Origin of the sequence: Nonomuraea sp. NPDC005730, assembly GCF_040630865.1 — a bacterium.
Taxonomy (GTDB): Bacteria; Actinomycetota; Actinomycetes; order Streptosporangiales; family Streptosporangiaceae; genus Nonomuraea.
Map to the genome: position 1 here is coordinate 359,900 of NZ_JBEXYK010000001.1, position 24,485 is coordinate 384,384.

27 protein-coding genes are annotated in these 24,485 nt (G+C 73.1%); 10 read left to right on the forward strand and 17 right to left on the reverse strand.

What is annotated here, in order from left to right; translation table 11 throughout:
* Positions 1-91 precede the first annotated feature (91 nt).
* The gene (locus tag ABZ444_RS01660) at positions 92-1,666 is read left to right on the forward strand and encodes a hypothetical protein (RefSeq protein ID WP_357991157.1); all 1,575 of its coding nucleotides are present in this window, start codon (positions 92-94) and stop codon (positions 1,664-1,666) included.
* On the opposite strand, the gene ABZ444_RS01665 is transcribed toward ABZ444_RS01660, so the two are convergent.
* Entirely contained in the window at positions 1,663-2,376 is a 714-nt protein-coding gene (locus ABZ444_RS01665; protein ID WP_357991160.1) for a TetR/AcrR family transcriptional regulator C-terminal domain-containing protein, read from the reverse strand. The two genes, ABZ444_RS01660 and ABZ444_RS01665, sit on opposite strands and share 4 nt — an antisense overlap.
* An 80-nt stretch (positions 2,377-2,456) precedes the next feature.
* Here ABZ444_RS01665 and ABZ444_RS01670 point away from each other — a divergent pair, with 80 nt between their 5' ends.
* Positions 2,457-2,885 (forward strand): hypothetical protein, encoded by a 429-nt coding sequence (locus ABZ444_RS01670; protein ID WP_357991163.1) that lies wholly within the window; start codon positions 2,457-2,459, stop codon positions 2,883-2,885.
* On the forward strand, positions 2,882-3,406 hold the full coding sequence (locus ABZ444_RS01675) for a nitroreductase/quinone reductase family protein (RefSeq protein WP_357991166.1): 525 nt from the start codon (positions 2,882-2,884) through the stop codon (positions 3,404-3,406). The genes ABZ444_RS01670 and ABZ444_RS01675 overlap by 4 nt, the downstream gene beginning before the upstream one ends.
* Here ABZ444_RS01675 and ABZ444_RS01680 read toward each other — a convergent pair.
* The gene (locus ABZ444_RS01680; protein WP_357991169.1) at positions 3,392-4,273 is read right to left on the reverse strand and encodes an arginase family protein; all 882 of its coding nucleotides are present in this window, start codon (positions 4,271-4,273) and stop codon (positions 3,392-3,394) included. The genes ABZ444_RS01675 and ABZ444_RS01680 overlap by 15 nt on opposite strands.
* Before the next feature lie 28 nt (positions 4,274-4,301).
* Between ABZ444_RS01680 and ABZ444_RS01685 the strand changes: the two genes are divergently transcribed.
* The gene (locus ABZ444_RS01685) at positions 4,302-4,832 is read left to right on the forward strand and encodes a CGNR zinc finger domain-containing protein (RefSeq protein ID WP_357991172.1); all 531 of its coding nucleotides are present in this window, start codon (positions 4,302-4,304) and stop codon (positions 4,830-4,832) included.
* A gap of 31 nt (positions 4,833-4,863) precedes the next feature.
* Here ABZ444_RS01685 and efeB read toward each other — a convergent pair whose 3' ends face one another.
* From efeB to efeU, 3 genes are read right to left on the reverse strand one after another with little or no spacing between them, the layout of a single operon-like run.
* Positions 4,864-6,126: an iron uptake transporter deferrochelatase/peroxidase subunit gene (gene efeB / locus ABZ444_RS01690; RefSeq protein ID WP_357991175.1), complete on the reverse strand. Its 1,263-nt coding sequence runs from the start codon at positions 6,124-6,126 to the stop codon at positions 4,864-4,866.
* A 15-nt stretch (positions 6,127-6,141) separates the two neighbouring features.
* On the reverse strand, positions 6,142-7,281 hold the full coding sequence (gene efeO, locus ABZ444_RS01695) for an iron uptake system protein EfeO (protein ID WP_357991178.1): 1,140 nt from the start codon (positions 7,279-7,281) through the stop codon (positions 6,142-6,144).
* Positions 7,282-7,292: 11 nt separating this feature from the next.
* Positions 7,293-8,126 carry an iron uptake transporter permease EfeU gene (gene efeU / locus ABZ444_RS01700; protein ID WP_357991181.1) on the reverse strand — a complete coding sequence of 278 codons (834 nt, stop codon included), beginning with the start codon at positions 8,124-8,126 and terminating at the stop codon, positions 7,293-7,295.
* 111 nt (positions 8,127-8,237) lie between these two features.
* Here efeU and ABZ444_RS01705 point away from each other — a divergent pair, with 111 nt between their 5' ends.
* Complete coding sequence (locus ABZ444_RS01705; RefSeq protein ID WP_357991184.1) at positions 8,238-8,363, forward strand: hypothetical protein; 126 nt, start codon at positions 8,238-8,240, stop codon at positions 8,361-8,363.
* Positions 8,364-8,805: 442 nt separating this feature from the next.
* The gene (locus ABZ444_RS01710; protein WP_357991187.1) at positions 8,806-9,813 is read left to right on the forward strand and encodes a LacI family DNA-binding transcriptional regulator; all 1,008 of its coding nucleotides are present in this window, start codon (positions 8,806-8,808) and stop codon (positions 9,811-9,813) included.
* A gap of 174 nt (positions 9,814-9,987) precedes the next feature.
* Here the strand turns inward: ABZ444_RS01710 and ABZ444_RS01715 are convergent, their stop codons facing one another.
* The 5 genes from ABZ444_RS01715 to ABZ444_RS01735 all read right to left on the reverse strand — a co-directional run bounded on the left by ABZ444_RS01715 (position 9,988) and on the right by ABZ444_RS01735 (position 13,186).
* Positions 9,988-10,380 (reverse strand): RloB domain-containing protein, encoded by a 393-nt coding sequence (locus tag ABZ444_RS01715; RefSeq protein ID WP_357991613.1) that lies wholly within the window; start codon positions 10,378-10,380, stop codon positions 9,988-9,990.
* Position 10,381: 1 nt separating this feature from the next.
* A complete protein-coding gene (locus ABZ444_RS01720) occupies positions 10,382-10,660 on the reverse strand; it encodes a hypothetical protein (RefSeq protein WP_357991190.1) in 279 nt (92 codons plus the stop codon).
* Complete coding sequence (locus ABZ444_RS01725; protein WP_357991616.1) at positions 10,657-11,559, reverse strand: ATP-binding protein; 903 nt, start codon at positions 11,557-11,559, stop codon at positions 10,657-10,659. The genes ABZ444_RS01720 and ABZ444_RS01725 overlap by 4 nt, the downstream gene beginning before the upstream one ends.
* Positions 11,560-11,572: 13 nt before the next feature.
* The gene (locus ABZ444_RS01730; RefSeq protein ID WP_357991193.1) at positions 11,573-11,728 is read right to left on the reverse strand and encodes a hypothetical protein; all 156 of its coding nucleotides are present in this window, start codon (positions 11,726-11,728) and stop codon (positions 11,573-11,575) included.
* Between the two features lie 102 nt (positions 11,729-11,830).
* Positions 11,831-13,186 carry an FAD-binding oxidoreductase gene (locus ABZ444_RS01735; protein ID WP_357991196.1) on the reverse strand — a complete coding sequence of 452 codons (1,356 nt, stop codon included), beginning with the start codon at positions 13,184-13,186 and terminating at the stop codon, positions 11,831-11,833.
* Between the two features lie 46 nt (positions 13,187-13,232).
* Between ABZ444_RS01735 and ABZ444_RS01740 the strand changes: the two genes are divergently transcribed.
* Positions 13,233-13,586, forward strand: a complete 354-nt coding sequence (locus ABZ444_RS01740) for a nucleotide pyrophosphohydrolase (RefSeq protein ID WP_357991199.1) — start codon at positions 13,233-13,235, stop codon at positions 13,584-13,586.
* Positions 13,587-13,700: 114 nt separating this feature from the next.
* On the opposite strand, the gene ABZ444_RS01745 is transcribed toward ABZ444_RS01740, so the two are convergent.
* Positions 13,701-15,179 (reverse strand): MFS transporter, encoded by a 1,479-nt coding sequence (locus ABZ444_RS01745; protein WP_357991201.1) that lies wholly within the window; start codon positions 15,177-15,179, stop codon positions 13,701-13,703.
* An 89-nt stretch (positions 15,180-15,268) separates the two neighbouring features.
* On the opposite strand from ABZ444_RS01745, the gene ABZ444_RS01750 reads away from it, so the two are divergent.
* Positions 15,269-18,394 carry a BTAD domain-containing putative transcriptional regulator gene (locus ABZ444_RS01750; RefSeq protein ID WP_357991203.1) on the forward strand — a complete coding sequence of 1,042 codons (3,126 nt, stop codon included), beginning with the start codon at positions 15,269-15,271 and terminating at the stop codon, positions 18,392-18,394.
* An 18-nt stretch (positions 18,395-18,412) separates the two neighbouring features.
* On the opposite strand, the gene ABZ444_RS01755 is transcribed toward ABZ444_RS01750, so the two are convergent.
* A complete protein-coding gene (locus tag ABZ444_RS01755; RefSeq protein ID WP_357991206.1) occupies positions 18,413-18,865 on the reverse strand; it encodes an SRPBCC domain-containing protein in 453 nt (150 codons plus the stop codon).
* Positions 18,866-18,869: 4 nt separating this feature from the next.
* Positions 18,870-20,078: an MFS transporter gene (locus ABZ444_RS01760; RefSeq protein WP_357991209.1), complete on the reverse strand. Its 1,209-nt coding sequence runs from the start codon at positions 20,076-20,078 to the stop codon at positions 18,870-18,872.
* Between the two features lie 134 nt (positions 20,079-20,212).
* On the opposite strand from ABZ444_RS01760, the gene ABZ444_RS01765 reads away from it, so the two are divergent.
* Positions 20,213-21,427, forward strand: coding sequence for an amidohydrolase family protein (locus tag ABZ444_RS01765; protein ID WP_357991212.1), 1,215 nt, complete (start codon positions 20,213-20,215; stop codon positions 21,425-21,427).
* A gap of 93 nt (positions 21,428-21,520) precedes the next feature.
* A complete protein-coding gene (locus tag ABZ444_RS01770; RefSeq protein WP_357991215.1) occupies positions 21,521-22,219 on the forward strand; it encodes a helix-turn-helix domain-containing protein in 699 nt (232 codons plus the stop codon).
* Here the strand turns inward: ABZ444_RS01770 and ABZ444_RS01775 are convergent.
* The 4 genes from ABZ444_RS01775 to ABZ444_RS01790 are packed head-to-tail and all read right to left on the reverse strand — an operon-like array spanning position 22,185 to position 24,449.
* On the reverse strand, positions 22,185-22,811 hold the full coding sequence (locus tag ABZ444_RS01775) for an alpha-ketoglutarate-dependent dioxygenase AlkB (RefSeq protein ID WP_357991619.1): 627 nt from the start codon (positions 22,809-22,811) through the stop codon (positions 22,185-22,187). The genes ABZ444_RS01770 and ABZ444_RS01775 overlap by 35 nt on opposite strands.
* 11 nt (positions 22,812-22,822) lie before the next feature.
* Entirely contained in the window at positions 22,823-23,266 is a 444-nt protein-coding gene (locus ABZ444_RS01780; protein WP_357991217.1) for a hypothetical protein, read from the reverse strand.
* Positions 23,263-23,964, reverse strand: coding sequence for a 2OG-Fe(II) oxygenase (locus ABZ444_RS01785; RefSeq protein ID WP_357991219.1), 702 nt, complete (start codon positions 23,962-23,964; stop codon positions 23,263-23,265). Before ABZ444_RS01785 ends, ABZ444_RS01780 begins: the two co-directional genes overlap by 4 nt.
* Positions 23,961-24,449 (reverse strand): methylated-DNA--[protein]-cysteine S-methyltransferase, encoded by a 489-nt coding sequence (locus tag ABZ444_RS01790; protein WP_357991222.1) that lies wholly within the window; start codon positions 24,447-24,449, stop codon positions 23,961-23,963. Before ABZ444_RS01790 ends, ABZ444_RS01785 begins: the two co-directional genes overlap by 4 nt.
* Positions 24,450-24,485: the final 36 nt, after the last annotated feature.

Consider the following 24,485-nt stretch of genomic DNA (forward strand, 5'->3'; position numbering starts at 1 on the left):
CGCGCCGCCCCGCGGCCGACCGGCACCGGGGCACTACCGGCCGCGGATCGGGTAGATGCCTACTCTGGTCGGTACGTCGAGGGGAGCATGGGTGCGCCGGTTACGGTGGCTGGTCGTGATGGTGGTCCTCGCCGTCCTCGTCGTGGTCCCGGCCGGGCCCGGCGCCGGCGACGACGGGTGCCCGCCCAGGGACACGCGGGTGACCTCGCCGTACGCGATCACCGGCTACTGGGTCATGCCGCGGGCCGACGTGTGCGTCACGCGGCGGACGGTGGAGGCGATCCACTCGCTCGGCGGCGACACGCTCGTCACGTTCGGGCCGCGGTTCGACGCCGGGCCGATGGAGGCGGAGTTCGCCGCCTGCCGGGTGGACGGACGGCCCTGCGCGCGGGTGCCCGGCAAACGGATCCGGCACGTCTACACGTACGTGACCAGCGAGGAGTTCGGGCGCTCAATGCTGCGCTGTCCGGGCCTCGACCGGCGGATCGAGAGCGGCGGGCGGGTCTTCTACCGCGTGTCGCTGGCCGCGTCGTGCGCCGCGCGCGTCCAGGACCTGGTGCTGGTCTCCACCGACGGCGACGGGCTGGGCAACCTGGTCGAGGAGGCGGCGGCGTACGGGATGAGGGTGTTTCCCGGGCTGCCCGCCGCGCCGCAGCGGCGGGGCAAGCCGTGGGAGCCCGACCTCGCGCACCTCGCCGCGCTGAACGCCTTCACCACGCGGGTGCTGGCCGGCTACCGGGAGCGGTTCGGCGGGTCGGCCGCCTTCGGCGGCGTCTACCAGTCGTTCGAGCTGGCCATGCGCGAACGGGGTCCGCACGACCCCGTCCTCGCCCTGTACGCGGCCCAGCACGCGGCGGTCGCCGCCGCGCTGCCCGGCCGGAAGATCCTGGTCAGCCCCTACATCGACGCCCGCAGGGGCCGCGGTTTCCCGCCCGGCCAGGTGCCCGGCGGGCTGGCCGACATCGCCGCCACCCGGGCCGGCGCGCCCATGGCCGTCGCCGTGCAGGACGGGCGGGGCACGGGCAAGGTCCCCGTGCACGGGATCGAGGAGGGCGGGTCCATGGTCGCCGCCCGGCTCGTCCCGGTGGTCGGCCGGGTGCGCAACGCCGACGGCTACTACGGGCCCACCAGGGACTACATCGAGGCGGCGGCCAGGAGCGTGCCCGCCGGGGTCGAGCTGTGGGTCAACGTCGAGGGCTTCGAGCCCGCCCCCGCGGACGGCGAGTGCGGGCGGGTCGAGCCGCTGCCGTTGCGCGGACGTACCAGCAAGGCCCGGCTCGACCAGCAGATCATGGCGACCGGCGGGCACGCCGCGAAGATCATCTCCTACGGCTGGGAGCCCTTCTTCACCTGCCAGGAGACCCCGTCCACGCCCTCGCTGGCCGACGACATCGCGAACGGCGGGCGGCAGCCGATCATCGTGAACGCCTACCGCGAGGAACGGGACGGACGGCCCGGGATCACCGTCGAGGGCTACAACCTGCGCGGCGGCACCCTGCGCTTCACCTCGCCCGGCGGCCGTGAGGTCGGCGTGGCCCAGCGATGGCACGGGCCGGGCCGCCCCGAGTCGGCGTGGGCCCCCTACGTCCCGCCCGGCCCCTGGACCTCGGTCACGGCCACGAACGCCACCGGCCGGACCAGCACGAGCGGGTACGTCTTCCGCTAGCGCTCGCCGCCTCCGCAGGGTTCGCCGCCTCCGCAGGGTTCGCCGCTTCCGAGGGGTTCGCCGCCGAAGCCGCGCAGCATGGCTTCGAGCGCGAAGACGAAGCGGCGGTCGGTCCCCGAGGGCGGCTGGGCGCGCCGCGCCCGGGTGGCCTCGGCGAGCAGCGGGGTCTCCGCCAGGTCCGGCTCGGGGATGTCGCGCATCGCGGTGCCGGGCGCGGCCCGCTCGGCGGCACCACCGGCGGCCAGGACGGCGACGTGGCCGACGACGAACCCGGTCACGGCGTAGAGCATGTCCAGCGCGCGGTCCGGCGGCAGCCCCGCCGCGCGCAGCACGCGCAGCCCCTCCTCCATCAGGCGCAGGTTCCCGGGCGTGATCGCGGGACGGCTGACCACCAGGGGCAGGACGTTCGGATGCGCGAGCAGCGCGCGCAGCAGCGCGTGGGCGTACTCGCGCAGGCCCTCCTGCCATGAGGCGGCCTCGGTCAGCAGCGGCGCGGCCTGCGTGACGACCTGCTCGACCAGGCCGTCGAGCAGCGCGTCCTTGCTGTCGACGTGCTGGTAGAGGGACATGGCCTCGACCCCGAGCTCCTGGCCGATGCGGCGCATGGACAGCGCCTTCAGACCTTCGCGGTCGGCCAGCGCCAGAGCCGCCCGCAGGATGGCCTGCCGGGTCAGTCCGGCGTTCTGGCCGCGGGTGCGCTTCGGGGACATCGTGCCCTTTCTCGATTCTTACGTGGTAAGTATAATAGAAACATACTTTGTAAGAATGTTGACCAGGAAGGACTCATGTCATGACAGGGAAGCCGCGCGGAGCCCTCGCCCTGCTGTACGGCGGCGCCGCGCTCACGGTGCTCGTCACCCTCTTCGCCTTCGCCTACCGCTCCGGGCTGGCCGAGTACCTCAGGGCCGGCTATCCGGGGCTGGGGCCGGGCAGGATCGACGAGGGGGTCACCACGTACACGGTGATCCTCTCGGTCGTGGGGGCGCTCGGGCTGGCCGGCTGGCTCGTCACCGTCCGGGCGGCCGGGGCGGGCAGGGGGTGGGCCCGCTGGCTCGGGGCCGGGCTGTTCGTGGTGGCGTCGTGCTTCGCGTTCGCGGGCCTGACCGTCCGGGACACCAACGGCGAGGTCGGCCTGGTGCCGCTGCTCGGCTGGTTGCAGGTCCTTCCGCTGGTCCCGGGGCTGGTGGCGGTCGTGCTGCTGTGGAGGAGGGTGCGGTGACCCGGCTCGCCCACTGGCCGGCGGCGCTCAAGCGCCTGATGTACCGGGGCGGGCGGCCCAACGCGCTCATGCGCGCGATGAACCGGCTCGACGCGCTGACGTACGCGTCCCGGTGGCTGCCGCTGCCCCAGGGCGCCGTGCTCCAGGTGGTGGGACGCCGCAGCGGGGCCCTCACGTCGGTGCCCGTCGCGGTCGCCGGGCACGAGGGCGGCGAGTACGTCGTGTCCATGCTCGGCCCGGAGGCGAACTGGGTGCGCAACGTCCGGGCCGCCGGTGGCCGGGCCGTGTTGCGACGTCGCGGGCGGGCGGCGCCGATCAGGCTGGCGGAGGTCCCGGTCGAGCGCCGCGCCGAGATCCTGCGCCGCTACGCCGCCGTCGCACCCGGCGCGCGGCCCCATCTCGGCCTCGGCCCGAAGGCGCCGCTGGACCGGTTCCGCCGGATCGCGCCTGCTCATCCCGTCTTCCGCATCCTGCGGGCGGACGGCTCCGCCCCGGACGGCCACGGGTCAGCTCAGGGCTGAGACGAGGATGTCGGTCAAGGTGGCCGCCTGGCTGCCGTCCTCGTCGAGGTCGGGGTCGAAGATGGTGAACTGGATCCCGGCCGCCCCGGGCAGCGCGAGCAGCCCGCGGAGCAGGCCGGCGAGCTGGTCGCCGGTCAGGCCGCCGGGGGCGGGCGAGTCGACGGCCGACACCACGGACGGGTCGAGCACGTCGGCGTCCACGTGGATCCAGAACCCGTCCAGGTCGTCGCGCACGAGCACGCGCTCGGCGGCCTCCAGGGGGATGTCGTTCCCGGCGACGTAGGCGATGCCGTCGTCGGTGAGGTCCTTGATGTCCTCGTCGTCCCGGACGCCGAGCACGATGACGTCCTCGTCCCGGACGTACGGGCGCAGGCCGTCGATGTCGGTCAGGTAGTCGTCGCCGCGGCCGGTCACCAGGGCCAGGTCCTCGCCGGCCGCCGCGCCGACGTGCGGCGAGTTGCCCAGGTGGCGGAAGTCGGTGTGGGCGTCGAGGTAGGCCACCCCGTAGCGGCCCGTCCTGCGCAGGGCGAGCACGGAGCCGAGCAGGATGGAGCAGTCGCCGCCGAGCAGGACGGGGAAGCCGCCGCCGTCCCTGATCCCGGCCACGCGGTCGGCCAGCCGCCGGGTGTAGGCGGCGATGGCCGCGCCGTTGCGCACGCCGTCGCCGGGCTTCCAGGTGGCCACGTAGCGGGGCGGGACCAGCGCGCCCGCGTCGGCCGCGCCGATCCGCGCGACCAGCCCGTTGTCCCGCAACGCCCAGGGAGCCTTGTAGCAGCCGGGGATGACATCCTCGGCGAGTGGACGCAGGCCGAGGTTGGACGGCGCGTCGAGGACGGTCAGTTTTCTGTCAGGGGTTATAGTGCTCATAGTCGTGACAGTAGCAGGAGGGTGAGGGATGCGCCAGTTCACCGAGACGGGTCTGGTGGCCGTCGACCTGGCCAACACGTGGGACGAGTACCTGGACGATCCCGAACGGCTGCCCGACGTGGCGGAGCTGCGCCGCTTCTGCCTCGAGCTGGCTGAAGACGACCACGGGCTCGGGGAGGAGGACCTGCAAGAGGTCAGGGAGGTGCGCGAGCGGCTGCGCGCGGTGCTGGCCGCCGAGCCCGCCGGCCGGGCCGGGGCACTGGCGGAGTGGGTGGCCGGGCTGCCGGCGCGGGCGGCGGTGGAGCACCCGGGCGGTGTGCCCCGGCTGCGGCTGGTCGCGCCGGAGGGGGCGACGGCGGCGGGCAGGCTCGCCGTACGGGCCGTCACCGAGCTGCTGGGGATCGCCGCGGCCGGCGACTGGGAACGGCTGCGCCAGTGCGCGGCCACGCCGTGCACCGACGCCTTCGTCGACCGGAGCCGGCCGGGCAAGCGGCAGTTCTGCTCGACCCGCTGCGCCAACCGCGCCCACGCCCAGGCCTCCCGCGCCCGCCACCGCTGACGGCGGGAGCGGGCGCTGCGCCGGGAGGGGGTCAGGCGAACAGGGTGCGGCCCCAGTAGTCGCCCGCGTCCTGGACGCCGGGCGGGCAGGCGAACAGGCCGCTGGAGACGTGCTTGATGTACTCGTTGAGCGCGTCGTGCCGGGCCAGGTTCATCTGCACGGGCACGAACTGCTTGCGCGGGTCGCGCTGGTAGGCGATGAAGAACAGCCCGGCGTCCAGGCGGCCGAGGCCGTCGGAGCCGTCGACGAAGTTGTAGCCGCGGCGCAGCAGGTGGGCGTTGCCGTTGTTGCTCGGGTGCGCCAGCTTGACGTGCGAGTCGTCCTTGATCAGCGGCTGCCCGTCGGGGCCCTTGGCGGCGAAGTCCACGGCGTCGAACTCGGCCTTCTTGCCCAGCGGCGCGCCCTCGCCCTTGTCCCGGCCGAAGATCTGCTCCTGCTCGGCGAGCGAGGCGCGGTCCCAGGTCTCGATCGTCATGCGGATCTTCCTGGTGACCATGTACGTGCCGCCCGCCATCCAGGCGGTGCCGTCCGAGCCGCCGGCCCACAGGTGGTCGCGCAGCAGGTCGGCGTCCTCCAGCTTCATGTTGTTGGTGCCGTCCTTGAAGCCCAGGAGGTTGCGCGGCGTGGCCTGGGCCCGCGACGTGGACGACGTACGGCCGAAACCGAGCTGCGACCAGCGCACCGAGACCTTGCCGAAGCCGATCCTGGCCAGGTTGCGGATGGCGTGCACGGCCACCTGGGGGTCGTGCGCGCACGCCTGGACGCAGATGTCCCCGCCCGAGATCTCCGGGATGAGCTGTTCGCCGGGGAACTTCGGCAGGGCGGCCAGCGCGGCCGGCCGCTTGTCCGCCAGCCCGAACCGGTCGTCGAACAGCGACGGGCCGAACCCGATCGTCAGCGTCAGCCCCGAGGCGGGCAGCCCCAGCGCCTCGCCGGTGTCGTCGGGCGCCGCCTCGGCCGCCCCGCCCACCGCGCCGAACGCCCCGGCCTCCTTGCCCTGCGTCAGCCGGGCCGCCGCGGCCGTCCACTCCTGGAGCAGGTCGACCAGCTCGGCCTTCTTGTCGGTGATGACGTCGAAGGCGACGAAGTGCAGCCGGTCCTGGGCGGGCGTGACGACGCCCGCCTGGTGCTGCCCGTAGAACGGGTACGGATCGGACGTCGAGGCGGCGTGCGCGACCGGCGCCTCCTCCAGCAGAGACCTGGTCGTCACCGCCCCCGCCCCGAGCACGGCCGCTCCCGCGGCCCCGAGCCCGAACAGCTTGCGGCGGCTCATCCGCCCGCCGGCCTGCGACATCGCCCCCACCTCCCGTTACTTGGCGATGACCGGTGCGATCTTACTGATCGGCTCGGCCAGCGCGTTGATCGCGTCGGACAGCGCCTTCAGCTCGGCCTTGGACAGCTCGTCGTGCAGCTTCCAGCCGTCGCCCTTCTGGTGCGCGCCCAGCGCGGCCTCCGCGGCGGCGAACTTCTCGTCCAGCGTCTTGACCAGGTCGGGGGAGCGCTGCTCCAGCACCGGGCGCAGCGACTGCACGGCGGCCTTGGAGCCCTGGAGGTTGGCGTCGAAGTCCCACAGGTCGGTGTGCGACCAGATGTCCTCCTCACCGGTGATCTTCCCGGAGGCCACCTCGTCGAGCAGTTCCTTGGCGCCGTTGGCCAGGTTGAGCGGGGTCAGCTCGGCGGCGTTGGACTTCTGGACGATGGTCTTGACGTCGGCGATCAGCTTGTCGGCGACCGGGCCGTCCTTGCTGATGTCCTTCTTGATCCACAGATCCTTCTCGATCCGGTGGAATCCGGCCCACTCCTCGCCGTCGGCCAGGTCGGCCTCGCGGGCGTCGATGGCCGGGTCGAGGTCGCCGAAGATCTCCGCGACCGGCTCGATGCGCTCCCAGTACGTCCGCGAGACCGGGTACAGCTCCTTGGCTTTGTCGATCTCGCCGGCCTTGACGGCGTCCACGAACTCCTGCGTCTTGACCAGCAGCGTGTCGCTCTGCGACTTGATGTAGCGCTTGTAGCTGGCGACGGCGTCGGCGAGCTGGGCGTCGGAGGTGAGCGCCTTGTGCTCGCCGGTCACCTTCAGCGCGTTGCGGATGCCCTTGCCGACCATGCCGGGCTTGCAGACGGCCTCGTACGCGCCGGCCGGCAGCTCGGCCACCAGCTCCCTGGTCAGGCCGGGCACGATGTTCTCGACCTCGGCCATCACCCGGTCACCGGGGGCGTACACGTAGAACTCGGTCACCTTGGACCCGCCGTTGGTGATCGTGAACGTGCTCGTGCCCGCCGCGATCTCGGCGGTCGCGACCTTGCACTCGGTGTCGGACGCGGCCACGGTGATCTTGCCGGGCGCGGCGGCGGGCCCCTTGGCGGCCTCCGTGGCGGTGGTGCCCGAGCCGCACGCGGTCAGGCCCGCGAGGGCGAGCGCGCCGAAGGACAGGCTGATGGCGGTACGCATGATGCTCCTGTTCAGGCCGCGGGTGCGGTGGAGGCGGGAGTGGTCTTCACCCGCTGTGGCAGCAGGAAGAGGAAGAGAGTGGGCACGAGGTAGACGATCCAGGCCACGGCCTCGGCGATGCTCGGCTGCGGCGTGATGTTGAGCATGCCGGAAAGCAGCGCGCCGTACCAGGAATCGGCGGGCAGGACGGCGCTGATGTCGAAGGCGTAGGAGCTCAGGCCGGGCAGGATGTTGGCCTCCTGGAGGTCGTGCACGCCGTACTTGAAGATGCCGGCGGCGACCAGGATGAGCAGCAGGCCCGTCCAGGTGAAGAACTTGGTGAGGTTGATCTTCAGCGCGCTCTTGTACAGCCCCCAGCCGATGACCACCGACGTGAGCAGGCCGAGCGCGATGCCGAGCAGGGGGTCCATGGTGGCGGTCGCGCCCTGGACGGCGGCGAAGAACAGCAGCGCCGTCTCGAGCCCCTCGCGGGCCACGGCCAGGAAGGCCATCACGACCACCGCGAGCGAGCCCATCTGCAGCGCGTCGGAGAGCTTGCCCCGCAGCTCGCCGGAGAGCGCGCGGGCGGTGCGCCGCATCCAGAAGATCATCCAGGTGACGAACGCGACGGCCAGCAGCGAGGTGATCGCGTCGAACAGCTCCTGCCCCATGTGCCCGAGATTGGCGGCGGTGAAGGTCAGCAGCGCGCCGAAGCCGACGGACAGCGCGACCGCCGCGGTGACGCCCGTCCAGACCTGGGGAAGCTTGTCCTTCCTGTCGCTCTTGACGAGGAAGGCGATGAGGACGGAGACGACGAGCGTCGCCTCCAGTCCCTCGCGCAGTCCGATGAGGTAGCTGGCGAACACCGTCACTCCTGCTGGCTGAGGAAAGGCTTACCTAAATTAGGGCAGCCGAAGCATACCTAGCGCAAGCAGTGATGGCGATAGTTTGCCCGGTGGTGTGACGCACCCGACTGTATGAGCGGTTTGTCACCCGGTGAGATTGGCGGCCAGCAGGTCGAGCAGCGGCTCACGCCGTACGCACTGCTCCAGCGTGAACGAGTCGGCCAGGGCCGGCAGCTCGTCGTCGCCGAGCCCCCCTGAACAGACCGGCGTACTCGGGCAGCAGGGCCTGGGCGAGGAGGATGTGCCTGATCAGGTCGTCGGTCTGGTAGCGGGCGCCCCACGGGTAGGGCGCCGAAGTCCTTGGCCCGCTGCGCCCGCAGGGACTTCAGCGGCTCGGCGGTGGACAGGTGCCACCATTCCAGCGTCACCTTGGCGGGCTTCTGGCCGGGCGGCGAGCCGCCGGGCTGCCCGCCGCTGCCGCCACTCCCGCCGCTGCCGCATCCGGCGACGAGCACGGCGGTGGCCATGAGGGTCAGACCGCGTTTCATCCAGGGGTCCCTTCATCGGGCACGAGCGGTGTGAAAGTTTCGCGTAACCCCCGATAGTTTCGTTGATCGGAGCATGGACATGTGCTGCGCAGGGCGTCAACAGCTGTCGTGGGAGCGATCCCATTCCGAAACTTTCGGATACACTCCCGAACGTGTCAGCTAAGAGGCGCGTGACGATCGCACTGATCGCAGAAGAGGCCGGGGTCTCCATCCCCACGGTCTCCAAAGTCATCAACGGCCGGCCCGAGGTGGCGCCGGCGACCCGTCACAAGGTCGAACGGCTGCTCCAGGAACACGGCTACCAGCGGCGCGTCAGCCAGGACACCCCCGCCGGCCTGGTCGACCTGGTGTTCGCCGAGATCGAGTCGCCGTGGGCCATGGAGATCGTGCGCGGCGCGGAGAGCGCGGCCCACGAGGCCGGGGCCAGCGTCGTCATCGCGGTGCTGCACACCCACGCCGGTCCCGGCCGCGACTGGCTCGAACGGCTGGCCGCCCGCCGCACCGACGGCGTGGTGATCGTCGCCTCACGCCTGTCCACCGGCGTGCAGGCCCAGCTCAGCGCGCGGTCGCTGCCGTTCGTGGTGGTCGACCCCGAGGGCGAGCCGGCCCCCGGCATCGTCTCGGTCGGCGCCACCAACTGGAACGGCGGCCTCGCCGCCACCCGCCACCTGCTCGAACTCGGCCACCGCCGGATCGGCGTGATCAGCGGCCCCGCCGACATGCTGTGCAGCCAGGCCCGCGTCGACGGCTACCGGGCCGCCCTGGAGACGGCCGGCGTGCCGCTCGCCCCCGAACTCGTCCGGCGCGGCACCTTCCTCGTCGACTCCGGCCACGACCAGGGCCACGAACTCCTGTCACTGGACGAACCGCCCACGGCCATCTTCGCCGGGTGCGACCTGATGGCGTTCGGCGTGTTCGAGGCCGCCCGGCAGCGGGGGTTGCGCGTTCCGGAGGATCTGAGCGTCGTGGGGTTCGACGACCTGCCGCTGTCGAAGTCGGCCTGGCCGCCGCTGACGACGGTACGCCAGCCGTTGCAGGAGATGGCGGCGCTGGCCACCCGTACGGTGCTGGGCATGGGGAAGGGCGAGGTGCCGGAGACGAAACGGGTGGAACTGGCTACGGAACTGATCGTCCGCGAGAGCACGGCCGCCGTGGAGTGAGGTGCTCTTCTAGGGTCTTCGCCCTCCGGGCTCAGGCGTTCTCCCTCCGGCGCCTCCGGCGCCCTGGCCATCCGCCCTTGACCTGCGAGACCTCTTCGCATCCGCCACTCGACGGCTCTGGTCGCCTGAGCTGCAGTTCGTCGCCCGGTCGCCGGGCCCGTCCCTCCGGCCGTCTCAGAGGAATGGCGGGATGCCGAGGCTGTCCAGAAGGCGCCACATGCCGCTGGACGGGTCCTGATCGAGGAGGCCGCAACGCGGTTCGGAGCCACGCGGATGGGAGCACTTGCCGGAAGCGCAGCGCCTGTCCAAGGCCCGCGCGTTGTCGAACGCGGTTTTGAGGCGTGGCATGAGGTGATCGGCGCGGGCTTTGGTGATCCTCTTGTCCCTCGGCCCGAACCCCGCGAACCCAGGCCGCTGCGACAACAACTGGTGGACCTGGTGGTTACGGCCGTCCTGCGGGTGGTCATGGAGGCCGTAGTGCAGGTAGAGCCAGAAGTCGAAGGACGGATGGGACAGGGCCACCCTGACCTTGGAGTGCTCCTTGAGCGCGCTCAGGGCGTCGCCCAGGTCACCGTGCTGGTCGCGGTCGAAGAGTGTCTTCCTCGGCCACGGTCAGGGCGCGCTGGGCGACTTTCCATGGCTTCATGTCGTCGGGCCGGTACTTCGGCATGTCGATGCGGAACGAGCACTGCCGGGAGAACGCGTTCTGCAGCATCGTGAGGTAGTCGTACTCGGTCACCGCGCCTTCGGCGACGGCGTAGAAGATGCGATTGGCGGCGCGGGGCGGCGGCTGGGCCGTCAGGCTGGAGCCACGTTGGCGCTTCTTCCTGACCATGTCGGGGCTCATGCGAGGGCCTCTCCCGCCTCGCGTGCCAGCTCACCGGGGGCGACCCGCGGCACGCCGCCGAAGCGGCCGAGCAGCCAGCCACGTTCGAGGTTCTCGTTCGGACGGGGCGGTGGACGCAGGCTCGACAGCGGATACAGCTCCGTCGAACCCCTGGGGTCCTTCTCCGCCATCCAGACCACGTCACGGTCGAGGATCCGTTCCCCGCCCGCGAGCGGACGCAGCAGCGACGCGTCGTGCGTCGTGAACACCATCTGCGCCCCTCGCGCGTTGACCTCGGGATCCTCGAACATCCTGATCACCTCGGCCGCGAGTGCGGGGTGCAGGCTGGCGTCCAGTTCGTCCACGAGCACCGTGGTGCCCTGCTGGAACGCCTCCAGCAGGGGCCCCAGCATCGCGAACCAGGCGCGGGTGCCCATGGACTCGTGCGCGAAGTCCAGAGAGGCCGTGTGATCGCCGGCGCGGTGGAGCAGCCGAACGTCGCCGCGCGCCAGCGCGTCGTTGTCGAAACCGACGATGCCGAGGTCGGCCCGGGTCAGGAGGCGGCCGACCTGATCCCTGAACCGTTCGTCCGCAAGGGCCCTGGCCTTGGTGAACTCCTGGCGCTGGGGCAGGTCCTGTTCGGGGCTGATCAGCCACAGATTGTCGCGGAACCACTCGAACACGGGCAGCAGTTGCTCGTTGTTCCACTCGGCGGCCACCGTGAGGAAAAGGGAGTCCGGTCGGGTCTTCCGCGCCAGGTCCTGCTTCTCGCCGCGCAGCCCTTCCCCCGCGAAGCGGAAGTCGTCGCCGTCGCGGTCGAACCAGACCTGACGCCGGCCCTTGGGGTAGGCGTGCAGCCATTCGGCGTGGACACGTTCGTCGTCCAGCTCGAATCCGTAGGTGTAGCGGACACCCGCCAGTTCGAGGTCGACCTCAGATTCCCAGGACCGGGAGCACGGCCAGGGGCCGCCCTCCCTCCCGGGCCGGGATGGGGCGGGCGGTGCCGTCGTTCAGCTCCGTCGCGATCAGCGAGAGACGCTGATCGTCACGGAACGACAGGACGTTGGCCAACCGGAAGTTGAGAAGCACGGCGTCTCCCTTGTCGGGATCAACCTACCCATTTGAAGCCGTCTGGCGTGCGTTTCATTCGCCAGACGGCATCAAACGGGTACTTGGAGCCTACGACGCCCGTCAGAGGAACAGGTTGTGGGGGTCGTGGGTGGTTTTGAGGGTGGTGAGTCTGGTCCAGGTGGTCGGGGTGTACGCCTCGGCGGCCAGGGCCGGGGCCTGCGGGCCGGCCAGGAAGTTGCGGAAGCGGAGGCCCGTGCTGGACGGGTCGGCCGGGTCCACAGGCGGTTTCGGGTTCATGCCCGCGAAGGCGATCGTGGTCAGGCTGTAGGCGGCCGTGCGGTGGTCGATCGCGTTCGGGACGTCCGGGGCGGCGGCCAGGGCGCCGCCGAGGCGGCGGATCTCGACCATCGCGAAGTCCGGGTCGGCGCGGTCGAACAGGTCGGCGTCGAGGGTGTGCAGCATCAGGGAGAGCTCACGGTAGGCGGCGGGGTCGGTGGGGTCCTCGTGGACGGCGGCGATCTCGGTGTAGGGGCGGTCCCTGACGGTGTCCTCGGCCGGGTTCAGGGCGCGGAGAGGCGCGATCAGCTCCTCAGGCGTGAGGTACGAGGAGGCGGGGTTCGACGGGGAGGCGTTCGACGGGGAGGGGAAGGACGAGGGGGTGGCGTGGGCGAGGCGGATGGCGGTGAGGTGGGCGTGGGGGAGGCGGAGGAGGGCGATGGAGCTGTTCATCGTGTCCGGCAGGTCACGGCTCCACTCCAGCCAGGCGGCCAGCAGCTCGGACGCCCGTTCGGCCGGGAAGCGCAGCATGCCGCCGTGGAAGCGGGGGACGGCGGTCAGCTCCAGCTCAATCGCGGTCACCACGCCGACGCCCGGCCGGCCGCCGCGCAGGGCCCAGAAGAGGTCCTGGTTCTCGTACGGGCTCACCGTGCGCAGGGTTCCGTCGGCCGTGACCAGTTCCAGGGACCTGACCCGGTCGGCGGCCCAGCCGAACGTGCGGCCGAGCACGGGCAGACCGCCGCCCAGCGTGTAGCCGACCGCGCCGACCAAGGGGGAGGAGCCGTTCGGCGGGGCGAGGCCGTGTCCGGCGGCGGCGTCGACGACCTGGCCCCAGCGCACTCCGGCCCCGACGCGGGCGGTGCGGGTGGCTGGGTCGACGGACAGGCCGGTCATCCTGCGGGTGTTGATCAGCAGGGTCCCGTCCACGGGGGCGGACAGGCCGTGGCCGGTCGCCTGGACCGCCACCCGCAGCCCCGCCGACCGGGCGTGGTCGATCGCCTTCCGGATGTCGCCCGCGTCCCGGGCGCCGACGACCACGGCGGGGCGGACGGGGCCGGCGACGGTGTTGAAGCGGGCCGTCTCGTCGTCGTACCCGGGGTCGCCGGGGACGAGGACCGGGCCGTTGAAGTGGGAGAACACGGGAGCCAGTCGATCGCGGAAGCGGCCGGGGAACCAGACGGGGTTCCTCCGGACTGTCATCACCGGTCGTGATGAATCGGCGGGCGGGCCAGTAGGGTCGGGTGGCGTGAACGAGGAGCTGGAGGGGCTGGCCGTACGGCTGCGGGAGTTCGCGCGGGCCCGCGACTGGGAGAGGTTCCACACGCCGAAGAACCTGGCGATGGCGCTGGCGGGGGAGGCGGGGGAACTGGTCGCGGAGTTCCAGTGGCTGACCGCCGAGGAGTCCGCGAGCCCGGACCCCGACACGCTCGCCCGCATCCGCGCCGAGCTCGGCGACGTGACCCTGTACCTGGTCCGGCTGGCCGACGTCCTGGGGGTCGATCTGGTGGCGGCGGCGACCGCCAAGCTGGCCGACAACGAACGCCGCTACGACGCGGCCGGCTACCGCGGCTCGGCCAGGAAGGCGCCGCCGTCCGGCTGACCGGGCGTACGAACGGCATGCCCGGAAGGGCCCGGCGACGGCGAAGGACCGCCGGCCAGGCCGGCGGTCAGGGTCGAGAGGGCGTAGGGCGAGAGGGCGTAAGGGCGAGAAGGCTCAGGACGTCGGGCGGTGGTCGCGGAGGGTGAGGAGCGCGAAGACGGCCAGCCCCGCGAAGACCACCGCGCTCACGGCCCCCACCGTGTTCAGCCCCGACGTGAACGCCGCCCGCGCCAGGTCCAGCAGGTCGGGCAGGTTCTTGGCGGCGGTCACCGCCGCGCTGATGCTCTCCCGCACGGCCTCCACCGGCAGGTGCTCGGGCAACTGCCCGCGGTAGACGGCCGTGCCGAGACTGCCGAGCGCGGCCACCCCGACCGCCACCCCGAACTCGCCGCTCGTCTCGGTCAGCGACGCCGCCGACCCGGCCTTCTCGGCGGGCGCGGCCGTCATGATCACGCTGTTGCCCGCGCCCATCGGCAGCGCGATGCCCGCCGAGGCCAGGACCAGCCCGGTGACGACGAGCCCGGTCCCGCCGGCGCTCGGGACCTGGGTGTGCAGGAACAGCCCGACGGCGCCCAGCGCCAGCCCGGCGGCCATCACGTACGCGGTGCCGAGCCGGGCGGCGAGCCGCGGCGCGACCGTCAGGGCCACGATCATCGCCAGGTTCTGCGGCACCAGCCACAACCCGGCGTCCAGCGGCGACAACGACTCCACGGTCTGCAGGTACTGGGTGGTCATGAGCGTGGTCCCGGCCATGACGATCCCGCCGAGCGACATGATCCCCAGCGTCGCCGTGAACGCGCGGTTGCCGAACAGCCGCAGGTCCAGCAGCGGGTTGGCGAGGTTGCGCTGCCGCCTGACGAACACCACGCCGAAGGACGCCCCGGCGGCGACCGCGGCCAGGGGAACGGGCTGCCAGCCGCCGCGCGCGACCTCCTTGAGCCCGTAGACGACCGGCAGGATGGTCGCCAGGGACAGGGCCACGCTGGCCGGGTCGAGGCGGCCGGCGTGCGGGTCGCGGTACTCGGGGAGCAGCAGCCGTCCGGCGACCAGCACGGCCGCCATGAACGGCACGCCCATCAGGAACGCCGACCCCCACCAGAAGTGCTCCAGCAGCAGCCCGCCCACCAGCGGCCCGACCGCCATGCCGAGCATGAAGCAGCCGTACCAGAGGCCGATCGCGGTCCCCATCTGCCGGCCGTCGGTGAACATCGTGCGGATCAGCGCCAGCGACGACGGCAGCAGCGTCGCCCCCGAGACGCCGAGCAGCGCCCGGGACACGATGAGCATCTCCGCGTTCACCGAGTAGGCGGCGGCCACCGAGGCCGCGGCGAAGGCCACCGAGCCGATCAGCAGCAGCCTGCGCCGCCCGATCCGGTCGCCCAGCGTGCCCATCGTCACCAGGAATCCGGCCAGCATGAACGAGTAGATGTCCAGGATCCACAGTTGCTGCGGCGCGGAGGCGCCGAGTCCGGCGCTCAGGTGCGGCAGCGCCAGGTAGAGCACGCTCAGGTCGATGGAGAGCAGCAGGGCCACCGAGGCGAGGACCGCGAGCCCCGTCCATTCCCGCCGTCCAGCGAGGGTGCCGGTCTTCATGTCGTTTCCCCTTTCGTTGGTTTCACGGTGCCGGAGGGCGCTTCCGGTGCGCTTCTCGTGGGCTTACGGCGGCACATAAGGTGACGGACATGCGTTTTGGGGTGCTGGGGTCGCTGGCCGTGTGGACCGACGCGGGGGAGCCCGTGACGATCCCCGGGCTCAAGGTCCGGGCGCTGCTCGCCGACCTGCTCGTCCACGAGGGCCATCCGGTCTCGGCCGACCGGCTGGTGGAGGACCTGTGGGGCGAGGAGCCGCCGGGCAACCCGGCGGGCGCGCTCCAGGTGCGGGTCTCCCAGTTGCGCAAGGCGCTCGAGGACGCCGAGCCGGGCGGCAAGAACCTGGTGGTCTCGCGGGCGCCCGGCTACCTGCTGCGCACCGATCCGAGCGCGCTCGACGCGGCCCGCTTCGCCGACCTGCTGGCCCGTGCCGAGGCCGCCGACAGCCCGCGGACCAGGGCGGGGCTGCTGGCCGACGCCCTGGCGCTGTGGCGGGGGGCGGCGTACGCCGACTTCGCCGACGAGGAGTACACCAGGTCGGCGATCGTCCGGCTGGAGGAGCAGCGGCTCACGGCGCTGGAGCAGCGCGCCGAGGCCCGGCTCGAACTGGGCGAGCACGGGCTGCTGGTGGGCGAGCTGGGCGATCTCGTGGCCCGGCATCCGCTGCGGGAGCGGCTGCGCGCCGTGCACCTGCGCGCCCTGTACCGGGCCGGACGGCAGAGCGACGCCCTGGCGAGCTTCGCCGAGCTGCGCGAGCGCCTGGCCGACGAGCTGGGCCTCGATCCCGGGCCCGAGCTGGTCGCGCTGCACCAGGCGATCCTGGGCCAGGACCCGGCGCTGAGCCTGCCCGCCGAGCGGCCCACCACGAACCTGCCCGCGTCCGTCAGCAAGCTCGTCGGCAGGGACGAGGCGCTGACCGAGATCTGCTCGCTGGTCACCGCCGAGCGGCTGGTGACGCTCACCGGCACCGGCGGCGTCGGCAAGACCAGGCTGGCGCTGGAGGCGGCGCACCGGCTGCTGGACGGCTTCGCCGACGGCGCCTGGCTGGTCGCGCTCGACGGCGCCACCCACTCGCCCGCCGAGGCGATCATGGCCGCCCTGGACATCCGGGAGGACCCGTCGGGCGGCGACGTGCGCGAGCGGCTGGCCGCGGCGTTGCGGCCGAGGCGCGTGCTGCTCGTGCTGGACAACTGCGAGCACGTGGTCGAGCAGGTCGCCGAGGTGGTCGACGCGCTGCTGGCCGCGGCGCCGGGCCTGACCGTCCTGGCCACCAGCAGGGAGCCGCTCGGCGTGGACGGCGAGGTGTTGTGGAGCGTCCCGCCGCTCGACCTGCCGGCGGGCACGGACCTGGCGGAGATGGCCCGCTCGGACGCCGTCCGGCTGTTCGTCGCCAGGGCCGCCGCCTCGGCCCGCGGGTTCGCCCTGGAGGCGGGCAACGCGCAGGCGGTGGCCCAGCTCTGCCGGCGGCTCGACGGCATCCCGCTGGCCTTGGAGCTGGCCGCGACGCGGGTGCGGGCGCTGGGCGTCCAGGGGGTGGTGGACCGGCTGGACGACCGGTTCAGGCTGCTGGCGTCCGGACGCCGGGGCGCGCCCGCCCGGCAGCAGACGCTCACCGCCGTGCTCGACTGGAGCTGGGACCTGCTGTCGGACGAGGAACGGGTGGTGCTGCGCCGCCTGGCCGTGCACGCCGACGGCTGCACCCTGGACTCGGCCGAGGCGGTGTGCGCCGAGCCGGGGCTCGACGTGCTCGACCTGCTGGCCCGGCTGGTCGACCGCTCGCTCGTGGTCGTCGCCGAGAGCACGACGGGCGTCCGGTACCGGCTGCTGGAGTCGGTGTCGGAGTACTGCGTGGGCCGCCTGGCCGACGCCGGCGAGCTGGCCGACGTGCGCCGCGCCCACCTGCGCCACTACCTGGAGCTGGCCATGGCGGCCGAACCCGGCCTGTACGGCGGCGAGCAGCGGGACCGCCTGCTGCGCCTGGACGCCGAGTCGGCCAACATGCGGGCCGCGCTGGACACCGCCATCGCCGAGGGGGCCGCCGACACCGCCGCGCGCCTGGTCAACGCGCTGGCCTGGTACTGGTTCCTGCGCGGCCGGCTGGCCGAGGGCAGGCGCTCGCTGGGCGCGGCGCTGGCCGTCGCGGGGCCGGACGGCCCGGCCAGGCACCGGGCGGCGGCCTGGCACGCCGGGTTCGCGCTGCTCCTGGGCGAGCAGGTCGCATGGGAGCCGCTGCTCGAACGCGTCGCCGACCCGGGCGAGCGGGCCAGGGCCGAGCTGTTCGCCGGCATGAGCGTGCCCGACATGGTCACCGGCCAGGAGCTGACCGGGCGGGCGCTGGCCGCCTGCCGCGCTCTCGGCGACACGTGGGGCGTCGCCGTCGCGCTGGCCAGGCAGGCGCGCGACGCGTTCACCATGCGCGACACCGAGGCGCTGGAGCGCGACGCGGGGGAGAGCGCGCGGCTGTTCGGCGAGCTGGGCGACCGCTGGGGCATGTTGCAGGCCACCGAATGGCTGGCGGGCGCGGCCGAGATGGCCGGCGACCACGAGCGGGCGCGCCGGCTGTTCGCCGAGGGGCTGCGCATGGCCGAGGAGCTCGGACTGTGGCCCGAGGTGGCCGGGCGCATCGCCTGGCTGGGCTGGACGGCGCTGCACGGCGGTGCCTACGACCAGGCCATGGAGCTGTGCGGACGGGCGCTGAAGCTGGCGCTCGGCCAGGGCTACAAGATGGGCGAGACCATGGCCGAGATGGGCCTGGCCTTCGCCGCGCGCCGCGCCGGGCTGCTCGACCTGGCCGAGTCGCACCTGCACCACCTGTTGGAGGGCCTGCCGCGCGACCCCGCCGTCGAGCCGCCGCTGCACCTGCCGGACCTGCTGGTCGAGCTGGGCCACCTCACCGAGCTGCGCGGCGACCCGGCCGCGGCCCTGGAGCTGCACCGGGAGGCGCTGGCCGCGGCGATCCGGGTCGGCGACCCGCGCACGGCGGCGGCGTGCGTCGCGGGCGCGGCGGCGGCGGCCGGGCCGACCGAGCGGGCGGCGGTGCTGCTGGGGCTGGCCGCCGCGGTCCGCGAGCAGATCCAGACCCCCGCCAACGCCGCCGAACGCGAGGAGCAGGAGCGGGTCACGGCCAGGGTCCGGGACGCGCTCGGCGAACGCGCCTTCGCCGCGGCGTACGAGCGGGGCGGCACGTACAAGCTGGACGACGCCCTCGGCCTGTTCTGAGGGGCAGCGTGTAGGGGGTCAGCGTGCGACATGCTCGGCCAGGCGGTCGAAGAACTCGTCCCAGCCGGCCCTGGCCTGCTCGGCGTGCTCCTGGTCGGTGTTGACGCCGAACTGGTGGAAGCGCATCTCGGTGCCGCCGTCCCGGTCGAGCAGGTCGAGCGTCACGACCGAGGCCGGGCCGTCGCCGGGGTTGTCGGGGTCGCCGGTGGTGAACACCAGCCGGGCGGGCGCCCGCACCTCGCGGTAGGAGCCCTCCAGCGTCGCCTCGAACCCCTCCTCGCCGACGAGCGTCGCGCGCCACCGGCCGCCGGGACGGGCGTCGAGGGTGATCCGGCCGACCGGCGTGGCCAGCACGCGCGGGCCGAACCAGCGGGAGAAACGCTCGGGCTCGGTCCAGGCGGCGTAGACGTCCTCGCGGGGGGCGTCGAAGGTGCGGACGATCTCGTACTGCGCGGTCTGCGTCGTTGTCATGCCTCTACGATGCGGGAGCGTCCTTACGGTCCTCTTCCCGCGGCCTTACGGTGATCTGCCGCACCGGCCGCAGGGCCAGCAGCGCCAGAGAGCCGGCGACCGCCACCAGTGCGGAGAAGCCCAGCACCTCGCGGGAGCCCACCAGGGCGGCCACCGGCCCGGCCAGCGCCTGGCCGATCGGGAGCGACATGGTGGAGCCGCCGATCTCGTACGCGCTGACCCGGTTCAGCGCCTCGGCCGGCACCAGCGTCTGCACACTCGTCGCCCACATCACCGACCAGAACGCCCACCCGGCCCCGCCCACCACGTGGCAGGCCATGATCACGCCGAGCGGCACGCCGGCCGCGAAGCTCAGCGGCTCCAGCGCGAACAGGAACATGCCGATCCCGCCCGCCGCCAGCGGCCTGGCCGGCCTGATCCGCAGCGCCACCAGGCCGCCCACGATCGTCCCCGCCCCGCTCGCCGACATGACCAGCCCGTACGCGGTCTGCCCGTACGCGTCGGTCACCAGCACCGAGCCCAGCGGGATCAGCGGCCCGAACAGGGTGATCCCGAAGACCACCCAGATCAGGATGACGCTCCACATCCACGTGCGCGACCGGAACTCCCGCCAGCCCTCCCGCAGCCGCACCAGCACCGGTTCCTCGCCGGAGCCCGCCACCCGCACCCGCATGAGCAGCAGGCACGCCGCGCTGACCGCGAACCCGGCCGAGTCGGCGGCGAACACCACGCCCACCCCGGCGAGCCCGACCAGCGCCCCCGCCAGCCCCGGCCCGAGCAACTGCATGATCGCCTCGGACATGCGCAGGGTGGCGTTGGCCCGCTGCACGTCGGCCGCGATCCGCGAGATGGTGCCCGCGACGCCCGGCGTGTACATGGCGGCCGCCGCCCCGGCGACCGCCGACAGCGCCACGACCTGCCACAACTCCGGCCGGCCCAGCCCGAACAGCACCGCCGTGCCCGCCTGCGTCGCCGTCCTGGCGAGGTCGGCGCCGACCATCATGCGGCGGGGCGTGAACCGGTCCATGAGCACGCCGCCGAACAGGATGAGCCCGGCCATCGGCACCATCCAGGCGGCCAGGGCCAGGCCGACGCCGGTGGCGCCGTACCCGGCGTCGTGCATGCCGAGCGCGGTGGCCACCGGCATCATCGCCGAACCCAGCATCGACACCGTGCGGGCGGTGAAGAAGAGCACGAAGTCGCGCGTCCACATGGACGGCCATCATGCCTCAATAAGTAAACCTTCCTATCAGATGGGGTCCCGGCGGCCGGGCGCACGGCGGGGCGTCAGGGGCCTGGTGCCCGGCGGGCGGGCGCGGCGGGGCCGCGTGTGGCACTGTGGAGGGCATGCGGATCATCCGTGCCGGCACGGTGCTCACCGGGCGTCCCGGAGAGGTCATCACGGGCGGCGAGGTGCTGATCGACGGCTCGCGCATCGTCTCGGTGGGCCCCCGCGGCAGCGCGGGCCAGGCCGCGGAGACGCTCGACCTGCCTGACCACACCCTGCTGCCCGGCCTCATCGACGCGCACGTGCACCTCGGGTTCGACGGCACGGTCGACCCGGTGACCGGGCGCAGCGCCGTGAGCGACGGCCATCTGCTGCTGCGCATGGCCGAGAACGCCCGCAAGCTCGTCTCCGCGGGCGTCACCACGGCCCGCGACCTCGGCGGGCGCGGCTTCCTCGACCTCACCCTGCGCGACGCGATCGAGGGCGGCCTCGCCGTCGGCCCCCATCTGATCGCCGCGACCCGGCCGATCACGGTCACCGGCGGCCACTGCTGGTACATGGGCGGCGAGGCCGACGACGAGCCGTCCGTCCGCCGGGTGGCCAGGGAGAACCTGCGGGCCGGCGCCGACTGCCTCAAGGTGATGGCCTCGGGCGGCGAGATGTCGCCCGGCTCGGTGCCGAGCTGGCGGGCCCAGTACCCGGCCGCGCTGATCAGGGCCGCCGTGGAGGAGGCCGCGACGCGCGGCAAGACCGTCGCGGCCCACGCCCACGCCCCCGAGTCGATCGGCAACGCGCTGGAGGCCGGGGTCACCACCATCGAGCACTGCACGTTCCACACCCCGGCGGGCCCGGCCTACGACGCGCGGCTGGCCGACCGCATCGCCGGAAGCGGCACGTACGTGTGCCCGACCGTGCACGGCCAGTTCTGGAACCTGCGCGCGCTCGTCGGCGCCGAGCCGATTGACCGCTGGCTGGGCAACCTCGCCGCCATGCGCGACGCCGGGATCAGGCTCGTCGCCGGGACCGACACCGGGTTCGCCATCGCCGGGCTCGACAAGCGCACCGACGACTACGTGTCGGGCCTGGAGGTCTTCGCCGAGGCCGGGTTCGGCAACGCCGAGATCGTCGAGCTGGCCACCGTACGCGCCGCCGAGGCGTGCGGAGCCGGGGCCGAGACCGGCAGCCTGGAGGCCGGGAAGCGCGCCGACGTCATCGCGGTCCGCGGCAACCCGCTCGGCCGCCTGGCCGACCTGCGCGCGCTCGACCTCGTGCTGGTGTCGGGGCGTTCGGTCAGCCAGAAGCACGTGGACACCGTGACCTCGTCCGTCGGCTGAGCAGGAGGGGGACGCCCGGCCGCGCCGGCTCCTGGCGTGGCTCGCCCGCAAGCCTGTCCGCCTGACGGGACGCCGGGCGCTAGGCTGCCGCGTGTGGAGTTGAAGGATCAGGTACGCGAGCTGCGCGCCCAGGGCAGGTCCCCCAAGGAGATCGCCCGGGCGCTCAAGGTGTCGCCGTCGGTCGTCGCGCCCCTCGTGCGCGCCATCGCCGCCGAGAACGTGACGTCGGCCGAGCCCGAGGTGGTCGGCTGCTGGACGAACGTCGGCTGGAGCGCCGGGCTGGGCGTCGACCCGTCCAAGGGATGGGTCGACGAGGCCCCGGAGTCCGGCGCCGGCGGCATGGTGTGCGTGCTGGTCGCCCGGCGCCACACCTGGGACCGGATGACGGTCTGCGGCTACCTCGCCGACGTCTACTGCCTCGGCATCAAGAACACCATCGGCCCGGACGTGCTCGACGAGCGCGACCTGCGCAGGTTCCGCGAGTACTTCTTCGGCGAGTACGCGGGCTACCAGGAGGCGCCGATCGAGCTGGCCCAGCACCTGGTCTTCGGCTCGATCGACCACGCGCGCACGCTCGGCTTCGAGCCCCACGAAGAGTTCGCGCCGGTCAGCGACCTGCTGGGCAAGTGGGAGGGCGGCTCGGCCATCACCTTCGGCCGCGACGGCAAGCCCTTCTACACCCCGGGCCCCCACGACGACCCCGGCAAGGTCCTGCGCATCCTGCGCCGCACCCTCACCGACGACCAGTTCGACTACTTCATCGAAGACCCGTCACCCGCATCGTCACGTTGAGGCGCCCGGCGGCCAGGCCCGTGGCCGGGTCGCCGGTGCCCGGGTAGACCTTCGGCACGCCGTGGTAGGCGAAGCGGGACGCGCCGCCGAACACGAACAGGTCACCCGAGGCCAGCTCGACGTCGGTGTACGGCTTCCCGCGCGTCTCGGTGTTGCCGAAGCGGAACAGGCACGTGTCGCCGACGCTCAGCGACACCACCGGGGCGTCGGAGCGCTCGTCCTTGTCCTGGTGCATGCCCATCCTGGCCTGGCCGTCGTAGAAGTTGACCAGCGCGGTGTCGGGGTCGTAGCCGTCGTCCGGGCGGCCGTAGGCGTCGGCCAGCGCGCGGCGGCCGAGGTCGCCGAGCCACGGGGGGAACGCGGCGACCCGCCGCCCGTTCACGTCGTGGGCCAGACGCGTGTACCGGTACGGCTGCCAGTGCCAGCCGACGCACACCGTCCGCACCGACATCACGCCGCCGCCGGGCAGCACGGTGTGCCGGATCGGCACCGGGCCGGTCGCCCACGCGCGGCAGGCGCGCACCAGGTCCTGCTGCTCGGCGAGGGACAGCCAGCCGGGGACGTGCACCGCGCCCGGGGCGATCTCCCGCATGGGCCAGGGGATCACGATGGTTCCCGAAAAATCAGGTTTCGTCCTATTCGCCATGTCGTGCCGTCGGTGTCGGCTCCGCGCATGCCTTCCAGTGTCCCAGGAGCGGCCAGGGCGACCGCGCGGGCCGTGGCCGCCGAACCGTACGTCCGGCGGGGATCCCAGTCGGTGCTGCGGCGCAGGCGCTCGCTCATCCCGGCCCATCCCGCCGGCGCGCCCGCGACCACCCAGGCGTCGGGTTCCCCCGCCGTGAACCGCCTGGCCTGGCGCAACCACGACGCCGCCGTCTCCGGCCAGGCGACCACCGCGAGCACCGTCCCGTCCCAGGCGTCCGCGAACGCCTCGGCCAGGCGGGCGCCGTCCCGGCCGTGGCCGACGACGACGGCCCGTGCCCGTGGGCGCTGGGCCCGTACGAGGGTGAGCAGCGCGTCCAGCTCGGCGGCCATCTCGCCGGTCATGTCGCGTCGTGGAGGACCAGGCCGAGAGTGTGCCGCAACCCCGAACGCACGGTGCTGACCCCGTGTCGCACCGGCGAGGCCGACCAGCCGCGCGAGGAGCGCACCGGCCGGTCGCGGGTGGTGAAGATCAGCCCGTGGCCCTGCGGCAGCGCGGTCACCGTGCCCCGCGACTGGGCCCTCGGCCGCTGCTCCACCAGCAGGAACTCGCCCCCGGTGTAGTCCTCGCCGGGCCGGTCGAGCCCGATGACGACCTGCAGCGGGAACACGAGGTCGCCGTACAGGTCGCGGTGGAGCGCGTTCCAGTCGTTCTCCCGGTAGCGCAGCAGGATGGGGGTCGGCTTGGTCTGTCCCGCCGCGTGGCACATGTCCAGCCACTCGGCGAAGTCGTCCGGCCAGGGCGCGGGCCGCCCCAGCCGGGCCGCCCAGTCGCGGGCGATCGGCAGCAGGTGGGGATAGAACGCCGCCCGCAACTCCTCGACCAGCGGCGGGAACGGCCGGCGGAAGTACCGGTACTGGCCGGAGCCGAACCGGTGGCGGGCCATGTCGACCGTGGAGCGGAACCGGCCGGCCTCGTCGTACAGGCCGGAGATCTCCGCGCACTCCCCGGGCGAGAGCAGCCGGGGCGTCAGCGCGCAGCCGTGGGCGTCGAGCTCCCCGGCCAGCCGCTGCCAGTCGGCCCCTTCGACCTGCGGCGTCATGACGACACGCTCCAGAGCTGCGGCTGCAGGACGCCTTCGAGGGTGAGCAGGTCGCACTTGCGTTCCAGGCCGCCCGCGTAGCCGGTCAGCGCGCCGTTCGCGGCGACCACCCGGTGGCAGGGGACCACGACGAGCAGCGGGTTCGCGCCGATCGCGGCGCCGACCGCGCGGACCCGGTCCCGCGCCACGCCGGCGCGGGCGGTCAGCTCGCCGTAGCTCGTGGTCGTCCCGTACGGCAGCGCCGCCACCTCCGCCCACACCCGCTGCTGGAACGCCGTCCCGCGGGCGGCCAGGGGCAGGTCGAACGAGGTACGCCCGCCCGCGAAGTACTCGCCGAGCTGCCGTTCCGCCTCCCCGAACGCGGCCGGCTCCCGGCGTCCGGGCGGCGCGCCCACGTCGAACGACACGCGGGTCAGCCGCCCGGCGCCGTCGCCGGCGAGGAGAATCTCGCCCAGCGGACTGTCGATGATGGTGTGGATGTCCATACTCTCTACAACACCGGCGCGCCCGCGGAAGTCAGC